Below are 15,829 nucleotides of genomic sequence, written 5' to 3' on the forward strand. Positions count from 1 at the left end.
TCCGGGCGGCGAGGGCGGGCGCCGTCCGGCGGGGGTGGGCCCTGACCCGGAAACGGTCCGCGTGTCAGTGCGGTGTGGCACGATCGGCCGTGTGAGCAGCAGCAGACCCGTCTCGGCTCGGCGGCTGAGCGATCTCGCCCGGCTGCGCCGGGTGAAGGACCGGATCGACCGGGAGTACGCGCAGCCGCTGGACGTCGAGGCGCTGGCCCGGGGGGTGCACATGTCGGCCGGTCATCTCAGCCGCGCGTTCCGTCAGGCGTACGGCGAGTCGCCCTACAGCTACCTCATGACGCGCCGGATCGAGCGCGCGATGGCGCTGCTGCGCCGCGGCGACCTCAGCGTCACCGAGGTGTGCTTCGAGGTCGGCTGCTCGTCGCTGGGCACCTTCAGCACGCGCTTCACCGAGCTGGTCGGCATGCCTCCCAGCGCCTACCGGCGGGAGGCGGCGCGTGCGACCGCCGGGATCCCGTCGTGCGTCGCCAAGCAGGTCACCAGACCGGTCAGGAATCGAGAAGCGCCCGCCGCGGGCCGAAACTAGCGTGAGGGCCATGGACCTCACCATTCACGCCAGCTTCCTGCCGCACGACGACCCGGACGCCGCCCTGGCGTTCTACCGCGACACCCTCGGCTTCGAAGTACGCAACGACGTCGGGTACGAGGGCATGCGCTGGATCACGGTCGGCCCCGCCGGCCAGCCCGGCACCAGCATCGTGCTGCACCCGCCGGCCGCCGATCCCGGCGTCACCGACGACGAGCGCCGCACCATCACGGAGATGATGGCCAAGGGCACCTACGCCGGCATCGTCCTGTCCACCGCCGACGTCGACGGCGTCTTCGAGCGGCTCCAGGCGGGCGATGCCGAGGTGGTGCAGGAGCCGGTGGACCAGCCCTACGGCGTCCGCGACTGTGCCTTCCGCGACCCCGCGGGCAACATGGTCCGCATCCAGCAGCTCAAGGGGCGGTAGCAGCCCCGCAGCACCCATCCCCGCGCCGCGCCCCGGGGCCCGGCGCGGGGACGAGATCGTCCGAACGCGGCAGCCCCGCCCGACAGATGGAGCCACCATGAGCAAGGCCACGACCACGGACAGACGGTCGTCCGGGCCGCACATCGCCGACAGCCATGACGTGATCCGCGTGCACGGCGCGCGCGAGAACAACCTCAAGGACGTCAGCATCGAGATCCCCAAGCGCCGGCTGACGGTCTTCACCGGTGTCTCCGGCTCGGGCAAGAGCTCACTGGTGTTCGACACGATCGCGGCGGAGTCGCAGCGGCTCATCAACGAGACCTACAGCGCCTTCCTGCAGGGTTTCATGCCCAACCGGGCCAGGCCCGAGGTCGACGTGCTGGACGGTTTGACCACCGCGATCGCCGTCGACCAGCAGCGCATGGGCGGCGACCCCCGCTCCACGGTCGGCACCGCCACCGACGCCAACGCGATGCTGCGCATCCTCTTCAGCCGGCTCGCCGAGCCGCACATCGGCCCGCCCAGCGCCTACTCCTTCAACACCGCCTCCGTCAGCGCGTCCGGCGGCATCCGCGTCGACCGCGGCGCCGAGAAGACCAGGACGGTGAAGGCGACCTTCTCCCGCACCGGCGGCATGTGCACCCGCTGCGAGGGCCGCGGCAAGGTCTCCGACATCGACCTCACCCAGCTCTACGACGACTCCAAGTCGATCGCCGAGGGCGCGTTCACCATCCCCGGCTGGAAGTCCGACAGCGTCTGGACCGTCGGCCTCTACGCCCAGTCCGGCTTCCTCGACCCGAACAAGCCGATCCGCCGGTTCACCAAGAAGGAGATGCAGGCCTTCCTCTACGGCGAGCCCACCAAGGTCAAGGTCAACGGCGTCAACCTCACCTACGAGGGCTTGATCCCCAAGATCCAGAAATCGTTCCTGTCCAAGGACAAGGAGGCGATGCAGCCGCACATCCGGGCGTTCGTGGAACGGGCGGTCACCTTCACCACCTGCCCCGAGTGCGACGGCACGCGGCTGACCGAGGCGGCCCGCTCGTCCCGGATCGGCAAGGTCAGCATCGCCGACGCCTGCGCCATGGAGATCCGGGACCTGGCGGAGTGGGTGCGGAGCCTGGCGGAACCGTCGGTGGCGCCGCTGCTCACCGCGTTGCAGGGCACCCTCGACTCCTTCGTGGAGATCGGCCTCGGCTATCTCTCGCTCGACCGCCCGGCGGGCACGCTCTCTGGCGGTGAGGCGCAGCGCGTGAAGATGATCCGCCACCTCGGATCGTCCCTCACGGACGTCACCTACGTCTTCGACGAGCCCACCATCGGCCTGCACCCGCACGACATCCAGCGGATGAACGACCTGCTGCTGCGACTGCGGGACAAGGGCAACACGGTCCTCGTCGTCGAGCACAAGCCGGAGACGATCGCGATCGCCGACCATGTCGTCGACCTGGGCCCCGGCGCCGGGACGGCCGGCGGCACCGTCTGCTTCGAGGGCACGGTCGAAGGGCTGCGTGCGGCCGACACGGTCACCGGCCGGCACCTCGACGACCGGGCCAGGCTCAAGGAGACGGTCCGCGAGCCCACCGGCGCGCTGGAGATCCGGGGCGCCTCGGCCAACAACCTCCAGGACGTCGACGTCGACATCCCGCTCGGAGTGCTCACCGTGGTCACGGGCGTGGCCGGCTCGGGCAAGAGCTCGCTGCTGCACGGCTCGATCCCCGCCGACGCGGGCGTGATCTCCGTGGACCAGAGCCCGATCAAGGGCTCGCGCCGCAGCAACCCGGCGACGTACACCGGGCTCGCCGACCCGATCCGCAAGGCCTTCGCCAAGGCCAACGGCGTGAAGCCGGCCCTGTTCAGCGCCAACTCCGAGGGCGCCTGCCCCACCTGCAACGGCGCCGGGGTCGTCTACGTCGACCTCGGCATGATGGCCGGCGTCGACACCCCCTGCGAGGACTGCGAGGGCAAGCGGTTCCAGGCCTCGGTGCTGGAGTACCGGCTCGGCGGCCGGGACATCAGCGAGGTGCTCGCGATGTCGGTGACCGAGGCGGAGGAGTTCTTCGGCGCCGGCGAGGCCCGTACGCCGGCCGCGCACCGGATCCTGGAGCGGCTCGCCGACGTCGGGCTCGGCTACCTCACCCTCGGCCAGCCGCTCACGACGCTGTCCGGCGGCGAGCGGCAGCGGCTGAAGCTGGCCACGCACATGGCCGACAAGGGCGGCGTCTACGTGCTCGACGAGCCGACCACCGGTCTGCACCTCGCGGACGTGGAGCAGCTGCTCGGCCTGCTGGACCGGCTCGTCGACGCCGGCAAGTCGGTGATCGTGATCGAGCACCACCAGGCGGTCATGGCCCACGCCGACTGGATCATCGACCTCGGCCCCGGCGCCGGTCACGACGGGGGCCGCATCGTCTTCGAGGGCACCCCGGCCGCCCTGATCGCCGACCGCTCCACCCTGACGGGGCAGCACCTGGCGGCGTACGTGGGCGCCTGACGGGACGCCTTCTTCCGCGCCACAGCGGCCTGGCACCGCCGAGTCGCCGCGGCGCGGGGGCCGGGCCCGGCGGGCCGGGGTGGTCTCGCGGTGTCCGGTCCGGGGCGCCGGGTCGGCCGAACGGACGTGTCCGGGGGGCGGCCCGGGCCGCCCCCGCGCAGGCTGGTCGCATGGCGTCCGTGAAACCCGTCGTGGTCTACCCGCCCGCCGCGGACGGCGGCCGGCGGGTCCGTGTGGACGACCAGTTCCTCGGCATCGCCTACGGGCTGCTCGACATCGCCGAGTTCCTGCGGCGCGCGGGCATCGAGGACGCGGACGAGACGTACGTGGCGGCGTCGGGGCTGATCGAGTGGCGCGGCGGCGGCCCGGACAGCTGGGGCGCCGGCACCGCGGACGACCTCGCCTGAGCGTGCGGTTCGCCCGGTCGTACGCGCCCGCGTGACCCCGGAGCGGGTCCGGGCGTTGTGCCGGGCATGAAGAAGCGCAGCATGCTCGCCATCGCCTCCCTCGCCACCGGCTTCGTCGTCGCGGCGGTCACCCCGTCCCACGCCCTGACGGAGAACCTGGGCACCCTCAGCGTGGACGACACCCTCAAGACGCTCGACGAGACCGTCGCCAAGGACAGCCTGTCCCTGGACCGGGAGGACGGCAGCGAGAAGAACGAGAAGGGCTGACGAACCGCCCCGCCCCGGCCACGGCGCCGGCGCTCCCGCACACGGGGGCGCCGGCGCCGTCGTCATGCGCCCTCAACTGGGGCTGGTTTCCGTGGCAGGGTGGAGCGGGCAAGCCTCAGGGGGCCAACAGAAGAGGGGGACCTGTGACCGTCGTCTGGATCAACGGCGCGTTCGGTGCGGGGAAGACAACCACCGCACAGGAACTGATCGAACTGATCCCGAACAGCGCGCTCTTCGACCCCGAGGTCATCGGCGGAGCGCTGCGGTACCTGCTGCCGCCGAAACACCTCGCCGAGGTCGGCGACTTCCAGGACCTGCCGATCTGGCGCCGGCTCGTGATCGACACCGCCGCCGCGATGCTCGCCGAGCTCGGCGGGACCCTCGTGGTCCCCATGACCCTGCTGCGCCAGGAGTACCGGGACGAGATCTTCGGCGGACTCGCCGCGCGCAGGATCGCCGTCAGCCACATCCTGCTCACCCCGGCCGAAACGATACTGCGGGAGCGCATAGCGGGCCGTGAGATACCGCCCGACCTGCCCGACGGCGAACTGCGCATACGCCAGTGGTCCTTCGACCACATCGAGCCCTACCGCGCCGCCCTCGCCTCCTGGCTCACCGCCGACGCCCACCCCGTCGACACCAGCCACCTCACCCCGTACCAGGCCGCCGCCCGCATCGCCGAGGCCCTGAACAGCGGCTCCGTGCCCGTCTGTGACATCGTCCAGACGCCCGAGCCCACCGCCGAGACGCTCGCCGCCGGTGTGCTCCTCTTCGACGAACAGGACCGCGTGCTCCTCGTCGACCCGACCTACAAGGCCGGCTGGGAGTTCCCCGGCGGCGTGGTCGAACCCGGTGAGGCGCCCGCCCGCGCCGGGATGCGCGAGGTCGCCGAGGAGACCGGCATCCGCCTCGACGAGGTGCCCGGCCTGCTCGTCGTCGACTGGGAACGCCCCGTGCCCCCCGGCTTCGGCGGACTGCGCCTGCTCTTCGACGGCGGCCGGCTCGACTCCGCGGCGGCCGGCGAGATGCTGCTGCCCGGACCGGAGCTGCGCGACTGGCGGTTCGTGACGGAGGAGGAAGCCGCCGAACTGCTGCCGCCCGTGCGCTACGAGCGACTGCGCTGGGCCCTGCGGGCCCGCGAGCGCGGCGCGGCCATCTACCTGGAAGCCGGAACCCCGGTCGGCTGACCCGCATCCCGAGCCCACGCCCTTTACCCGGCCCGGGGGATTCCGAGGGAAAAGCACAAGGAAACATCGCCGGAGCCCCTCCTAAGCGATTCCCAAGGAATCTCCCGCATCCCGTCACGCTGCGGGTAATCACTTTCCCCGCTCTCGTCAACACTTTTCCAGGACCGCAAACAATCCCTTTTCCGGCCCCTGCGCGCCTTGACCGGACTCGCGCCGCATTGCGAAAGTCCGCAGAGTCTCACGGCGGAAGCAACGACCGCCGTTCAATTTTCTTGCCCCAGGGGCAGATCCGGGATGTCCGTACGATGACCACGCAACACCAGCCGGTCGACACCGGCGGCGGCACCGCGCTGCTGACCGAGCCGTCGACGCAGGACCCCAGACCCGGCGGCACGGTCGTCGCCGGCCGCTCACCGGCCCGGATGGCCTGGAAGCGCATCAGGCGGGACAAGGTCACACTGGCCGCCCTGGTGGCCGCCCTGCTGTTCATCGCCGTCGCCCTGCTCGCGCCGGTCCTCACCGCCGTGACCGGCTGGGGACCGATCACCCCCGACAACAAGGCGATCAACCCCGACACGGGCAATTTCCCCTACGGTTCCCTGGGCGGCATCGGCCCACAGCACCTGCTCGGGGTCGAACCGGGCACGGGCTACGACCTGTTCGCCCGGGTCGTCTACGGCCTGCGCACCTCCCTCTACGTGGGATTCGCCTCCGCCGTGCTGTCCACCGCCGTCGGCGTCGTGGCCGGTCTCGCGGCCGGCTATTTCGGCGGCTGGGTCGACTCGCTGCTGTCGCGGGTCATGGACGTCATGCTGGCGTTCCCGCAGCTGCTGTTCATCATCGCGCTCACCCCGGTGATCCAGAACGCGCTGCAGACCGACAGCCACGGCGGCACCGACGAGAACCTGCGTCTGCTCGTGCTGGTCCTCAACATCGCGGTGTTCGCCTGGGCGTACACCGCCCGGCTGGTGCGCGGACAGGTGCTGTCGCTGCGCGAGCGGGAGTTCGTGGACGCGGCGCGGCTGATGAGCGCCGGACGGCGGCACATCCTGTTCCGGCAGCTGCTGCCCAACCTGTGGGCGCCGATCCTGATCTCCTTCGCGCTGGCCGTCCCGCAGAACATCACCACCGAGGCGGCCCTGTCGTACCTGGGCGTCGGTGTCATCCCGCCCAACCCCGACTGGGGATCCCTGCTGTCGGACGCCTCCCAGTTCTTCCTCCAGGACCCGATGTACCTCTTCGTGCCCGGCGTCCTGCTCCTGCTGCTGGTCCTGGCGCTCAACCTCCTCGGGGACGGCGTCCGGGACGCCCTGGATCCCCGCGCCCGCCGCGGCTGAACGAGCCACCCCCCGAGTACCGGCCCGGCGGTCCCACGCACGGCTGCCGCGCCCATGGCAAGAACGGAGTTTCCTCAATGACGCGCAACACGCGCAACACGCGCAGCACGCGCAGATCGCGCACGGTCGCTCTCACGGCCTCCGCCGTGCTGATCGCCCTGGGAGCCACCGCATGCGGAGGGTCCTCCGGCAGCGGCAGCGGCAGCAGCGGGGCCCCCGGCAAGGGCGGCACCCTGACCGTCCTGGACAAGGCGGACTTCGACCACCTCGACCCCCAGCGCGTCTACACCACCGAGGGTTCGAGCATGGACGAGGAGATCGTCCGCACCCTCACCGGCTGGGACGAGACGGGCTCGGCCCCCAAGCTCGTCGGCGACCTGGCCACCGACATCGGAACGCCCAGCAAGGGCGCCACCGTGTGGACCTTCCACCTCCGGCACGGCGTCAAGTACCAGGACGGCACCGAGGTCACCGCGGCCGACGTCAAGTACGGCGTCGAGCGGTTCTTCTCCTCCGACATCAACGGCGGACCGCCCTACGCCGCCCAGTGGCTCGTCGGCGGCGCCGGCTACAAGGGCCCCTACCAGGGCAAGCAGCTCGACTCCATTCAGACGCCGGACAAGTACACGATCGTCTTCCATCTCAACCAGCCGGTGGCCGACTTCAACGAGACCACGGCGATGACCGGCTGGGCGGCCGTGCCCAAGGCCCACGACACCGGCTCGACGTACGACACCAAGGTCTGGGCCGACGGCCCCTACATGATCAAGTCGTACACCAAGAACAAGGAACTCGTCCTCACCCGGAACACGCACTGGTCGGCGGCGACCGACCCGATCCGGCAGCAGAACGTCGACGAGATGGACGTGAAGTTCGGCCAGGACGAGTCGGCCATCGACCAGCAGATCAAGGCCGACGCCGGTACCGCCCGGACGTCGATCCAGCAGTGGCCGATCGCCGGATCCGACCTGGCCCAGCTCGCCGGCGACCCGGCCCTGAAGAGCCGCTACTACAAGATCCCCGCGCCGGGCATCAACTACCTCGCCATCAACACCACCCGCGTGAAGGATCTGAGGGTCCGTCAGGCGATCGAGTACGCCATCGACAAGACGACGGTCCGCGGCGCCTTCGGCGGCGCGGCCTACGGCGACTACGCCACCACCATGCTGAGTCCCGGCATCGGCGGCTACCGGAAGTTCAACCTGTACAGCGCCAACCCGGCCGGCAACCTCGCCAAGGCCAGGGAGCTGATGAGGCAGGCGGGCGACCCCGAGCCCACGATGTCGATCGCCGTGGAGAACACCCCCACCCAGGAGCACTTCGCCGACGCGGTGAAGACGGCGCTGGAGCGCATCGGCATCCACGTCAACATCTCCCCGATCGACGCGTCCAGCTACTTCAGCACCGTCGACAACACCAAGAACCAGTACGACCTGACCTGGGGCGACTGGATCGCCGACTGGCCGAACGCCTCCACGGTGCTCCCCACCCTCTTCGACGGCCGGCTGATCAGGAAGAACCCGCAGGCCAACCAGGACCTGTCCTACCTGAACGACCCGAAGGTCAACGCGCTGATCGACCAGGCCGCCAAGATGACCGACGTCGAGCGGCGCAACGCCACCTACGGGCGGATGGACCAGCAGATCCTGAAGGACGCCGCCGTGGTGCCGCTGACGTACATGAACTTCAGCGACATGTCCGGCTCCGGAGTCGGCGGAGTCATCCCCGACACGATCCTGGCCGAGCCGAGCCTGGTCCACGTCTACGTCAAGCACTGACGGACGCCACTCCCTCGCACCCCGCCGGCGGTCCCGGCCGCCGGCGGGCCCCTCCCCCTCACGTCAGGTCCCGGCACCCCATGTTTCGTTACCTCATCAGACGCCTCCTGGCAGCGGCCCTGATCATGCTGGTGATCACCACGATCACCTTCTTCATCTTCTTCGCGCTGCCGTCCGACCCCGCGCTCCTGGCCTGCGGGAAGACCTGCTCGCCCTCCCGGCTCGCGGAGATCAGACACTCCCTGGGCCTGGACCGGAGCTACCTGACCCAGTACTGGGAGTTCCTCAAGGGACTGGTCGCCGGGCGCGACTTCGGCGACCAGAGCGTGCGCATCCACTGCCAAGCGCCCTGCCTCGGCGTCTCCTTCCAGACCGACACCCCCGTCCTGACCACCCTGCTGTCGGACTTCCCCGCCGACCTCTCCCTCGGACTCGGCGCCGCCGTGGCGTTCCTGGTCCTCGGAGTCGGCCTCGGCACCGTCGCGGCGGTGCGCCGGGGCAGGGCGGCGGACAAGGCGGCGGTCGGACTGGCCCTGTTCGGCGTGTCCGTGCAGATCTACTTCATCGGCCTGCTCCTGCTGTACGTCTTCGTCGACACGTTCCAGATCCTGCCGACCTCCGGATACACGCCGATCACCGAGGATCCGGCCGGCTGGTTCCAGGGGCTGATCCTGCCGTGGACCACCCTGGTGGTCGTCTATCTCGCGATGTACACCCGGCTGACCCGTTCCTCCATGCTGGAGGTCTTCGCCGAGGACTACATGCGCACCGCCCGCGCCAAGGGCCTGCCCGCGGCCACCGTCGTCCTCAAGCACGGGCTGCGGGCCGCCGTCACCCCCATCATCACCATCTTCGGCATGGACGTCGGCTCCCTGATCGGCGGCTCCGCCGTCATCACCGAGTCGGTGTTCGGCATCAACGGCATCGGCAAGCTCGCGGTGGACTCCGTGCAGAACTCCGATCTGCCCGTCATCCTCGGCACCACGCTCTTCGCCGCGACGTTCGTCGTCCTCGCCAACGTGGTCGTCGACCTGGTGTACGGCCTCGTCGACCCACGCGTACGCCTCGCCTGAGCCCCTCTTCGTCCGTAGGAACACCCGTGTCCGTTCAGACCTCACCACGGCGCGCGGACCGCGCGCCCGGCCCCGCGCCCTTCCTCGACGTACGCGACCTGAAGGTGCACTTCCCGACCGAGGACGGCCTCGTCAGGTCCGTCGACGGCGTCTCCTTCACCCTGGAGAAGGGCCGCACCCTCGGCATCGTCGGCGAGTCCGGCTCCGGCAAGTCGGTGACCTCACTGGCCCTGCTCGGACTGCACAAGGGCACCCGTGCCCGGGTCGGCGGCGAGATCTGGCTGGAGGGCAGGGAACTCGTCGGCCTGCCCGAGGCCGAGATGCGCGCCCTGCGCGGCCGCACCGTCTCCATGATCTTCCAGGACCCGCTGTCCGCGCTGCACCCCTTCTTCACCGTCGGCTCCCAGATCGCCGAGGCCTACCGCGTCCACCACAAGGTCTCCAAGAAGGAGGCCAGGGACCGCGCGGTGGAGATGCTGAAGCGGGTCGGCATCCCGCAGCCCGAACGCCGGGCCGGGGACTACCCCCACCAGTTCTCCGGCGGCATGCGCCAGCGCGCCATGATCGCCATGTCCCTGGTCTGCGACCCCGCCCTGCTCATCGCCGACGAACCCACCACCGCCCTCGACGTCACCGTCCAGGCGCAGATCCTCGATCTCATCGGCGATCTCCAGGAGGAGTTCGGCTCCGCCGTCGTCATCATCACCCACGACCTCGGGGTGGTCTCCGACGTCGCCGACGACATCCTGGTCATGTACGGCGGCCGCCGCATCGAGTACGGCACCACCCGCGATGTCCTCAAGAATCCTCAACACCCTTACACCTGGGGCCTGTTGCGGTCGATGCCGCACCTCACCGGCGACGTCGGCCAACGGCTCGACCCGATCCCCGGCACCCCGCCGAGCCTGATCCACCTGCCCGGCGGCTGCGCCTTCCACCCGCGCTGCGCCTACAAGGGCTGGGTCCCGGACGGCCGGTGCACCGTGGAGCGGCCCGAACTGCGCCTCCTCACCGGCAGCGAGGGACACCTCGCCGCCTGCCACCTCACCGACGCGGCCAAGCAGGAGATCCGCGGCGGCGGAACCGGCCCGGACGACCACGCCGCACCCGCACGGACCGCGCCGTGACGGCGGCGGACGAAGCGATGGCGGTGGCGGACGAAGCGATGCCTGTGGCGGACGAAGGGATGCCGGTGGCGGACGAAGGAGTGGCGGCGGACGCCGCACTGTCGGCGCGGACGAAAGGGAGCACGCCGTGAGCACCACCCAGCCCGTGACCGGGCGGCCCATCGACCACCCCGCCGGGGAGAGCCTCCTGGAAGTGCGGGGGCTGCAGAAGCACTTCCCGCTGCGGCAGGGCATCGTCTTCCAGCGGCAGATCGGGGCCGTGCGCGCCGTCGACGGCATCGACTTCTCCGTCGGGCCCGGCGAGTCGCTCGGCCTGGTCGGCGAGTCCGGATGCGGCAAGTCCACCACGGGACGCCTCGTCACCCGCCTGCTCGAACCGACCGGCGGCTCCGTCGTGTTCGACGGCGAGGACATCACGCACCGGTCGCCCGCACGGATGCGCGAAGCCCGCCGCAACCTCCAGATGATCTTCCAGGACCCCTACTCCTCGCTGAACCCGCGGCACACCGTCGGCACGATCGTCGAGACGCCGATGCGGCTCAACGGCATCAACCCGCCCCAGGGGCACAAGAAGCGCACCCAGGAACTGCTGGAGACGGTCGGCCTCAACCCGGAGCACTGCAACCGCTACCCCGACGAGTTCTCCGGCGGCCAGCGCCAGCGCATCGGCATCGCCCGCGCGCTGGCGCTGCGACCCAAGCTGATCGTCGCCGACGAACCCGTCTCCGCGCTGGACGTCTCCATCCAGGCCCAGGTCGTCAACCTCCTCCAGGACCTGCAGCGGGAGTTCGGCATCGCCTTCGTCTTCATCGCCCACGACCTCGCCGTCGTACGGCACTTCTCCGAACGCGTCGCCGTGATGTACCTCGGCAAGATCGTCGAGGTCGCCGACCGGGAGTCCCTCTACACCCGCCCCCGGCACCCCTACACCCACGCCCTGCTGTCCGCCGTGCCCGACGCCGACCCGGACGCCACCGAACGGCGCGAGCGCATCCGGCTGGCCGGGGACGTGCCCTCGCCCATCGACCCGCCCTCCGGGTGCCGCTTCCGCACCCGCTGCTGGAAGGCCCGGGACACGTGCGCCACCGAGGAACCGCCACTGGTGCGCGTGGAGGGCAGCCCCGCCGGCCATCTCACCGCCTGCCACTTCCCCGAGGAGCCGACGGTCGCGGCCCGGGCGCGGGACATCGTCCTGGACCCGGCGCTCGGGTAGCGGCGGCTATCCCCGGGCCGCGTGCCGCAGCGCGCGGGACGCCCGTGCCGTCACCGGGTCCCCGTGGCCGAAGCAGGCGACGTCCGGGTCCAGGTCCGCCAAGTGTCCGCAGGCGGCCAGGACCCGGTCACGGTCGAGATTGAACACGCCGGGGATCACCGAGCCGTCCACGGGTGACGCCGCGACCGTGTCACCCGTGAACAGCACCCCGTGCTGCGGCAGATGCAGCGCCACACTGCCCTCCGTGTGCCCCGGCACGTGCACGACCCGTGCCCCGCCGCCGATGTCCAGTACCTCGCCGCCGGCCAGCTCCGTGACCTCGGCGGGCCGGGCGACGTCACCGGTGGGCAGCAGCCGAACCGCCCGTTCGTGCAGCGGCCGCTCCCAGTCCTCGAACACCGGCTCCGGGCCCGGGGCGTCCCCCCGTACGAACGGCGCGTCCAGCCGGTGCGCCAGCACCTCGGCACCGCTGAGCGCCGCGAACTCGGCCGCCCCGCCCGCGTGGTCCTCGTGGAAGTGCGTGAGCACGATCCGCCGCACGGCCCGGGGATCCGAACCCAGCGCGGTCACCGCCTCGGCGATCAGGGCCCCGGAACCCGCCGGGCCCGCGTCGACCAGCGTCCACTCCTCTCCGTCGCGCCACAGATAGGCCTGGCCGACCGGGAAACGCAGCAGACGCAGGCGGGGGAGCAGCTCGATGACGTCCATGGCACGACCGTAGAGAAGGCCCCCGTCCGCGGACGAGGGCCTTCTGCCGACGGCAGAGCCGTCAGCTCGCCGCGTAGTTGCGCAGGAACAGCGCCTCCGCCACCGACAGCCGCTCCAGCTCCTCGGGCGACACGCTCTCGTTCACCGCGTGGATCTGCGCCTCCGGCTCACTCAGCCCGATGAGCAGGATCTCCGCCCGCGGGTAGAGCGCCGCGAGCGTGTTGCACAGCGGGATGGAGCCGCCCTGGCCGGCGTACTGCATCTCCTGACCCGGGTACGCCACCGCCATCGCGTCCGCCATGGCCTGGTAGGCCGGGCTGGTGGTGTCGGCGCGGAACGCCTGGCCCTGGCCGATCTGCTCGGTGCTCACCCGGGCGCCCCACGGCGTGTGCGCCTCCAGGTGCGCCTGGAGCAGCTTGGTCGCCTCGGCCGCGTCCACGCCCGGCGGCACCCGCAGGCTGACCAGCGCACGGGCGCTCGCCTGCACCGACGGGGTGGCGCCGACCACGGGCGGGCAGTCGATGCCGAGCACCGTCACGGCCGGCCGCGCCCAGATGCGGTCGGCGACCGTCCCCGACCCGATCAGCTCCACGCCGTCCAGCACCTTGGCGTCCCGGCGGAACTGCTCCTCGTCGTAACTCAGCCCGTCCCAGGACGCGTCCGACGTCAGCCCGTCGACCGTCGTCGAGCCGTCCTCGGCGCGCAGCGAGTCCAGCGCGCGGATCAGCGCGGCCAGCGCGTCGGGCGCGGCCCCGCCGAACTGGCCCGAGTGCAGATTCCCCGCGAGCGTGTCCACGCTCACCCGCACCAGCGTCATGCCCCGCAGGGTGGAGGTGACGGTCGGCAGGCCCACCCGGAAGTTGCCCGCGTCGCCGATGACGATCGTGTCGGCCTCCAGCAGCTCCGGGTGCTCCTCGGCGTACCGCTCCAGGCCGCCCGTGCCCATCTCCTCCGAGCCCTCGGCGATCACCTTCACGTGCACCGGGACGCCGCCGTTCGCCTTCAGCGCGCGCAGCGCCAGCAGGTGCATGATCACACCGCCCTTGCAGTCGGCGGCGCCCCGCCCGTACCAGCGCCCGTCCCGCTCGGTCAGCTCGAACGGCGGGGTCGTCCAGCCTGCCTCGTCCAGCGGCGGCTGCACGTCGTAGTGCGCGTACAGCAGGACCGTCTTCGCTCCGGGCGGGCCGGGCAGGTAGCCGTAGACCGACTGCGTGCCGTCCGGGGTGTCGAGCAGCGCCACGTCCTGGAAGCCCTCGGCGGTCAGCGCCTCCGCGACCCAGCGCGCGGCCCCCTCGCTCTCGCTCCGCGGGAACTGCTCGAAGTCCGCCACCGACCGGAAGGCCACCAGCTCGGCGAGCTCCTGCTTCGCCCGGGGCATCAGTGAGGCGACGGTCCCGGCGACCGGATGCGACGACATGGGCACGCTCCTTGTGGGTGCGACGTTGTAGCGGTGAGTGCTGTAGATCCTCCCACAGCGGCCTGTGACCAGGTCGGCCGTAGGATGCGGGAGACAGCAGCAGCGGGCGGCTTGATCGGGAGCAGTAGACCATCGTGAGCAGCGAGAACTCTTCGGCGGACGACGTGCGGCAGGTGTGGGACGTCGTCGTGGTGGGCGCGGGACCCGCGGGCGCTTCGGCCGCGTACGCGGCGGCGGTCGCCGGGAGACGTGTGCTGTTGCTGGAGAAGGCCGAGCTGCCGCGGTACAAGACGTGCGGCGGCGGCATCATCGGCCCCTCGCGCGACGCGCTGCCGCCCGGCTTCGAGCTGCCCCTGAAGGACCGGGTGCACGCGGTGACCTTCTCGAACAACGGCCGCTTCACGCGCACGCGCCGCTCCCGGCAGATGCTGTTCGGGCTGATCAACCGGCCCGAGTTCGACCAGCAGCTGGTCGAGCACGCCCAGAAGGCCGGCGCCGAGCTGCGCACGGGCGTCACGGTCCAGCGGGTCGAGCAGCACGGCTCGGCGGTGCCGGACCGGCGCACGGTCGCGGTCGTGCTGCAGGGCGGCGAGGTCGTGCTGGCCCGGGCCGTGGTCGGGGCGGACGGCAGCGCCAGCCGCATAGGGGCCCACGTCGGGGTCAAGGTGGAGCAGGTGGATCTCGGCCTGGAGGCGGAGATCCCGGTGCCGGACACGGTCGCCGAGGACTGGAAGGGCCGGGTGCTCATCGACTGGGGGCCGATGCCCGGCAGTTACGGCTGGGTCTTCCCCAAGGGCGACACCCTGACGGTCGGGGTGATCTCGGCGCGCGGCGAAGGAGCCGCGACCAAGCGGTATCTGGAGGAGTTCATCGGACGGCTCGGCCTGGCCGGCTTCGAACCGAGCATCTCCTCCGGGCACTTGACCCGCTGCCGGGCCGAGGACTCGCCGCTGTCCCGCGGACGGGTGCTGGTCTGCGGCGACGCGGCGGGGCTGCTGGAGCCGTGGACCCGCGAGGGCATCTCCTTCGCGCTGCGCTCCGGCCGCCTGGCGGGGGAGTGGGCGGTGCGCATCGCCGAGGCGCACGACGCCGTGGACACCCGCCGGCAGGCCCTGAACTACGCCTTCGCGGTCAAGGCCGGGCTCGGTGTGGAGATGAGCGTCGGCAAGCGGCTGCTGACGGTCTTCGAGCGCCGCCCCGGACTCTTCCACGCGGTGCTGACGGGCTTCCGCCCGGCCTGGAAGGCGTTCAAGGAGATCACGCAGGGGTCGACGTCCCTGGGCGAGATCGTCCGCACGCATCCGCTGGCGCAGCGGGCCCTCACCGCGATGGACCGCCGCCCCGCGACGGGCGGCGGCGAGGTCAGCGCGCCGGAGTGATCTCGAAGACCGGGTGATCGGGGGCGATGCGGCGCAGCTCGGCCTCCGGGGAGCCGGGGCCGACGCCGTCGAAGAAGACCCCGACCTCAGCCTTCCAGCGCTCGAGGTAGGCGCGCAGGATCGGCGCCTTGCCGGCGTCGGGCACCTCGGTCGCGGTGAACGGGTCCACGTTCTTGCCGAGGCGCAGTTCGCCGCCGCCCGCCGCGCGCATGTTGTGCGTCCACTGGACGTGGCCGCGGGGCGCGACGAGGTACCGCCGGCCGTCCAGGGTCAGCACATTGACCGGGGTGGTGCGCCACTGTCCGCTCTTGCGTCCGCGCACGGCCAGGATGCGGGAGCCCCAGACGCTGACGCCGCGGCGGGTCAGCCAGGCGACCAGGCGGTTGAGGACGTTTCTGGTGAACCAGCCGGGCTTCTTGACGTGTGCGGACACGGATCCCCCTGAGGTGATGGCGGCGGAGCGGTGATCTCTTTTGT

The 15,829-nt window shown here is 71.3% G+C and carries 15 protein-coding genes; 12 read left to right on the plus strand and 3 right to left on the minus strand.

Features of this window, described 5'->3' with window-relative positions:
- The first annotated feature begins 91 nt into the window (after positions 1 to 91).
- From ACIGAN_RS25480 to ACIGAN_RS25530, 11 genes are all read left to right on the plus strand, one after another.
- Positions 92 to 538 (plus strand): helix-turn-helix transcriptional regulator, encoded by a 447-nt coding sequence (locus tag ACIGAN_RS25480; RefSeq protein ID WP_365095894.1) that lies wholly within the window; start codon positions 92 to 94, stop codon positions 536 to 538.
- Positions 539 to 548: 10 nt separating this feature from the next.
- Positions 549 to 965 (plus strand): VOC family protein, encoded by a 417-nt coding sequence (locus ACIGAN_RS25485; RefSeq protein ID WP_365095892.1) that lies wholly within the window; start codon positions 549 to 551, stop codon positions 963 to 965.
- Between the two features lie 97 nt (positions 966 to 1,062).
- Positions 1,063 to 3,459: an ATP-binding cassette domain-containing protein gene (locus tag ACIGAN_RS25490; protein ID WP_399860824.1), complete on the plus strand. Its 2,397-nt coding sequence runs from the start codon at positions 1,063 to 1,065 to the stop codon at positions 3,457 to 3,459.
- A 170-nt stretch (positions 3,460 to 3,629) separates the two neighbouring features.
- Positions 3,630 to 3,866: a hypothetical protein gene (locus tag ACIGAN_RS25495; protein ID WP_399860827.1), complete on the plus strand. Its 237-nt coding sequence runs from the start codon at positions 3,630 to 3,632 to the stop codon at positions 3,864 to 3,866.
- 66 nt (positions 3,867 to 3,932) lie between these two features.
- The gene (locus tag ACIGAN_RS25500) at positions 3,933 to 4,133 is read left to right on the plus strand and encodes a hypothetical protein (protein ID WP_094052079.1); all 201 of its coding nucleotides are present in this window, start codon (positions 3,933 to 3,935) and stop codon (positions 4,131 to 4,133) included.
- Positions 4,134 to 4,276: 143 nt separating this feature from the next.
- Positions 4,277 to 5,320 carry an NUDIX hydrolase gene (locus tag ACIGAN_RS25505; RefSeq protein WP_365742297.1) on the plus strand — a complete coding sequence of 348 codons (1,044 nt, stop codon included), beginning with the start codon at positions 4,277 to 4,279 and terminating at the stop codon, positions 5,318 to 5,320.
- Between the two features lie 305 nt (positions 5,321 to 5,625).
- Entirely contained in the window at positions 5,626 to 6,657 is a 1,032-nt protein-coding gene (locus ACIGAN_RS25510; RefSeq protein WP_365095881.1) for an ABC transporter permease, read from the plus strand.
- A 77-nt stretch (positions 6,658 to 6,734) separates the two neighbouring features.
- A complete protein-coding gene (locus ACIGAN_RS25515; protein ID WP_399860830.1) occupies positions 6,735 to 8,435 on the plus strand; it encodes an ABC transporter substrate-binding protein in 1,701 nt (566 codons plus the stop codon).
- 80 nt (positions 8,436 to 8,515) lie between these two features.
- Complete coding sequence (locus ACIGAN_RS25520) at positions 8,516 to 9,508, plus strand: ABC transporter permease (protein WP_365095876.1); 993 nt, start codon at positions 8,516 to 8,518, stop codon at positions 9,506 to 9,508.
- Between the two features lie 26 nt (positions 9,509 to 9,534).
- Positions 9,535 to 10,635 (plus strand): ABC transporter ATP-binding protein, encoded by a 1,101-nt coding sequence (locus ACIGAN_RS25525; RefSeq protein ID WP_365095873.1) that lies wholly within the window; start codon positions 9,535 to 9,537, stop codon positions 10,633 to 10,635.
- Between the two features lie 127 nt (positions 10,636 to 10,762).
- A complete protein-coding gene (locus tag ACIGAN_RS25530; RefSeq protein WP_399860834.1) occupies positions 10,763 to 11,848 on the plus strand; it encodes an ABC transporter ATP-binding protein in 1,086 nt (361 codons plus the stop codon).
- Positions 11,849 to 11,854: 6 nt separating this feature from the next.
- Here ACIGAN_RS25530 and ACIGAN_RS25535 read toward each other — a convergent pair whose 3' ends face one another.
- Entirely contained in the window at positions 11,855 to 12,556 is a 702-nt protein-coding gene (locus tag ACIGAN_RS25535; RefSeq protein ID WP_399860837.1) for an MBL fold metallo-hydrolase, read from the minus strand.
- Between the two features lie 61 nt (positions 12,557 to 12,617).
- Positions 12,618 to 13,973 (minus strand): dipeptidase, encoded by a 1,356-nt coding sequence (locus tag ACIGAN_RS25540; protein ID WP_399860839.1) that lies wholly within the window; start codon positions 13,971 to 13,973, stop codon positions 12,618 to 12,620.
- Positions 13,974 to 14,107: 134 nt separating this feature from the next.
- Between ACIGAN_RS25540 and ACIGAN_RS25545 the strand changes: the two genes are divergently transcribed.
- A complete protein-coding gene (locus tag ACIGAN_RS25545) occupies positions 14,108 to 15,352 on the plus strand; it encodes a geranylgeranyl reductase family protein (protein ID WP_365095863.1) in 1,245 nt (414 codons plus the stop codon).
- Here the strand turns inward: ACIGAN_RS25545 and ACIGAN_RS25550 are convergent.
- Complete coding sequence (locus ACIGAN_RS25550) at positions 15,336 to 15,785, minus strand: nitroreductase family deazaflavin-dependent oxidoreductase (protein WP_399860842.1); 450 nt, start codon at positions 15,783 to 15,785, stop codon at positions 15,336 to 15,338. The two genes, ACIGAN_RS25545 and ACIGAN_RS25550, sit on opposite strands and share 17 nt — an antisense overlap.
- Between the last annotated feature and the right edge of the window lie 44 nt (positions 15,786 to 15,829).

The organism is Streptomyces sp. NPDC085931 (assembly GCF_044540565.1).
Lineage (GTDB): Bacteria > Actinomycetota > Actinomycetes > Streptomycetales > Streptomycetaceae > Streptomyces.

Bases quoted from the DNA above. Each gene is read 5' to 3' on its own strand.
- ACIGAN_RS25485 (WP_365095892.1), top strand. From the start codon at position 549: ATGGACCTCACCATTCACGCCAGCTTCCTGCCGCACGACGACCCGGAC.
- ACIGAN_RS25490 (WP_399860824.1), top strand. From the start codon at position 1,063: ATGAGCAAGGCCACGACCACGGACAGACGGTCGTCCGGGCCGCACATC.
- ACIGAN_RS25495 (WP_399860827.1), top strand. From the start codon at position 3,630: ATGGCGTCCGTGAAACCCGTCGTGGTCTACCCGCCCGCCGCGGACGGC.
- ACIGAN_RS25500 (WP_094052079.1), top strand. From the start codon at position 3,933: ATGAAGAAGCGCAGCATGCTCGCCATCGCCTCCCTCGCCACCGGCTTC.
- ACIGAN_RS25510 (WP_365095881.1), top strand. From the start codon at position 5,626: ATGACCACGCAACACCAGCCGGTCGACACCGGCGGCGGCACCGCGCTG.
- ACIGAN_RS25515 (WP_399860830.1), top strand. From the start codon at position 6,735: ATGACGCGCAACACGCGCAACACGCGCAGCACGCGCAGATCGCGCACG.
- ACIGAN_RS25520 (WP_365095876.1), top strand. From the start codon at position 8,516: ATGTTTCGTTACCTCATCAGACGCCTCCTGGCAGCGGCCCTGATCATG.
- ACIGAN_RS25535 (WP_399860837.1), bottom strand. From the start codon at position 12,556: ATGGACGTCATCGAGCTGCTCCCCCGCCTGCGTCTGCTGCGTTTCCCG.
- ACIGAN_RS25540 (WP_399860839.1), bottom strand. From the start codon at position 13,973: ATGTCGTCGCATCCGGTCGCCGGGACCGTCGCCTCACTGATGCCCCGG.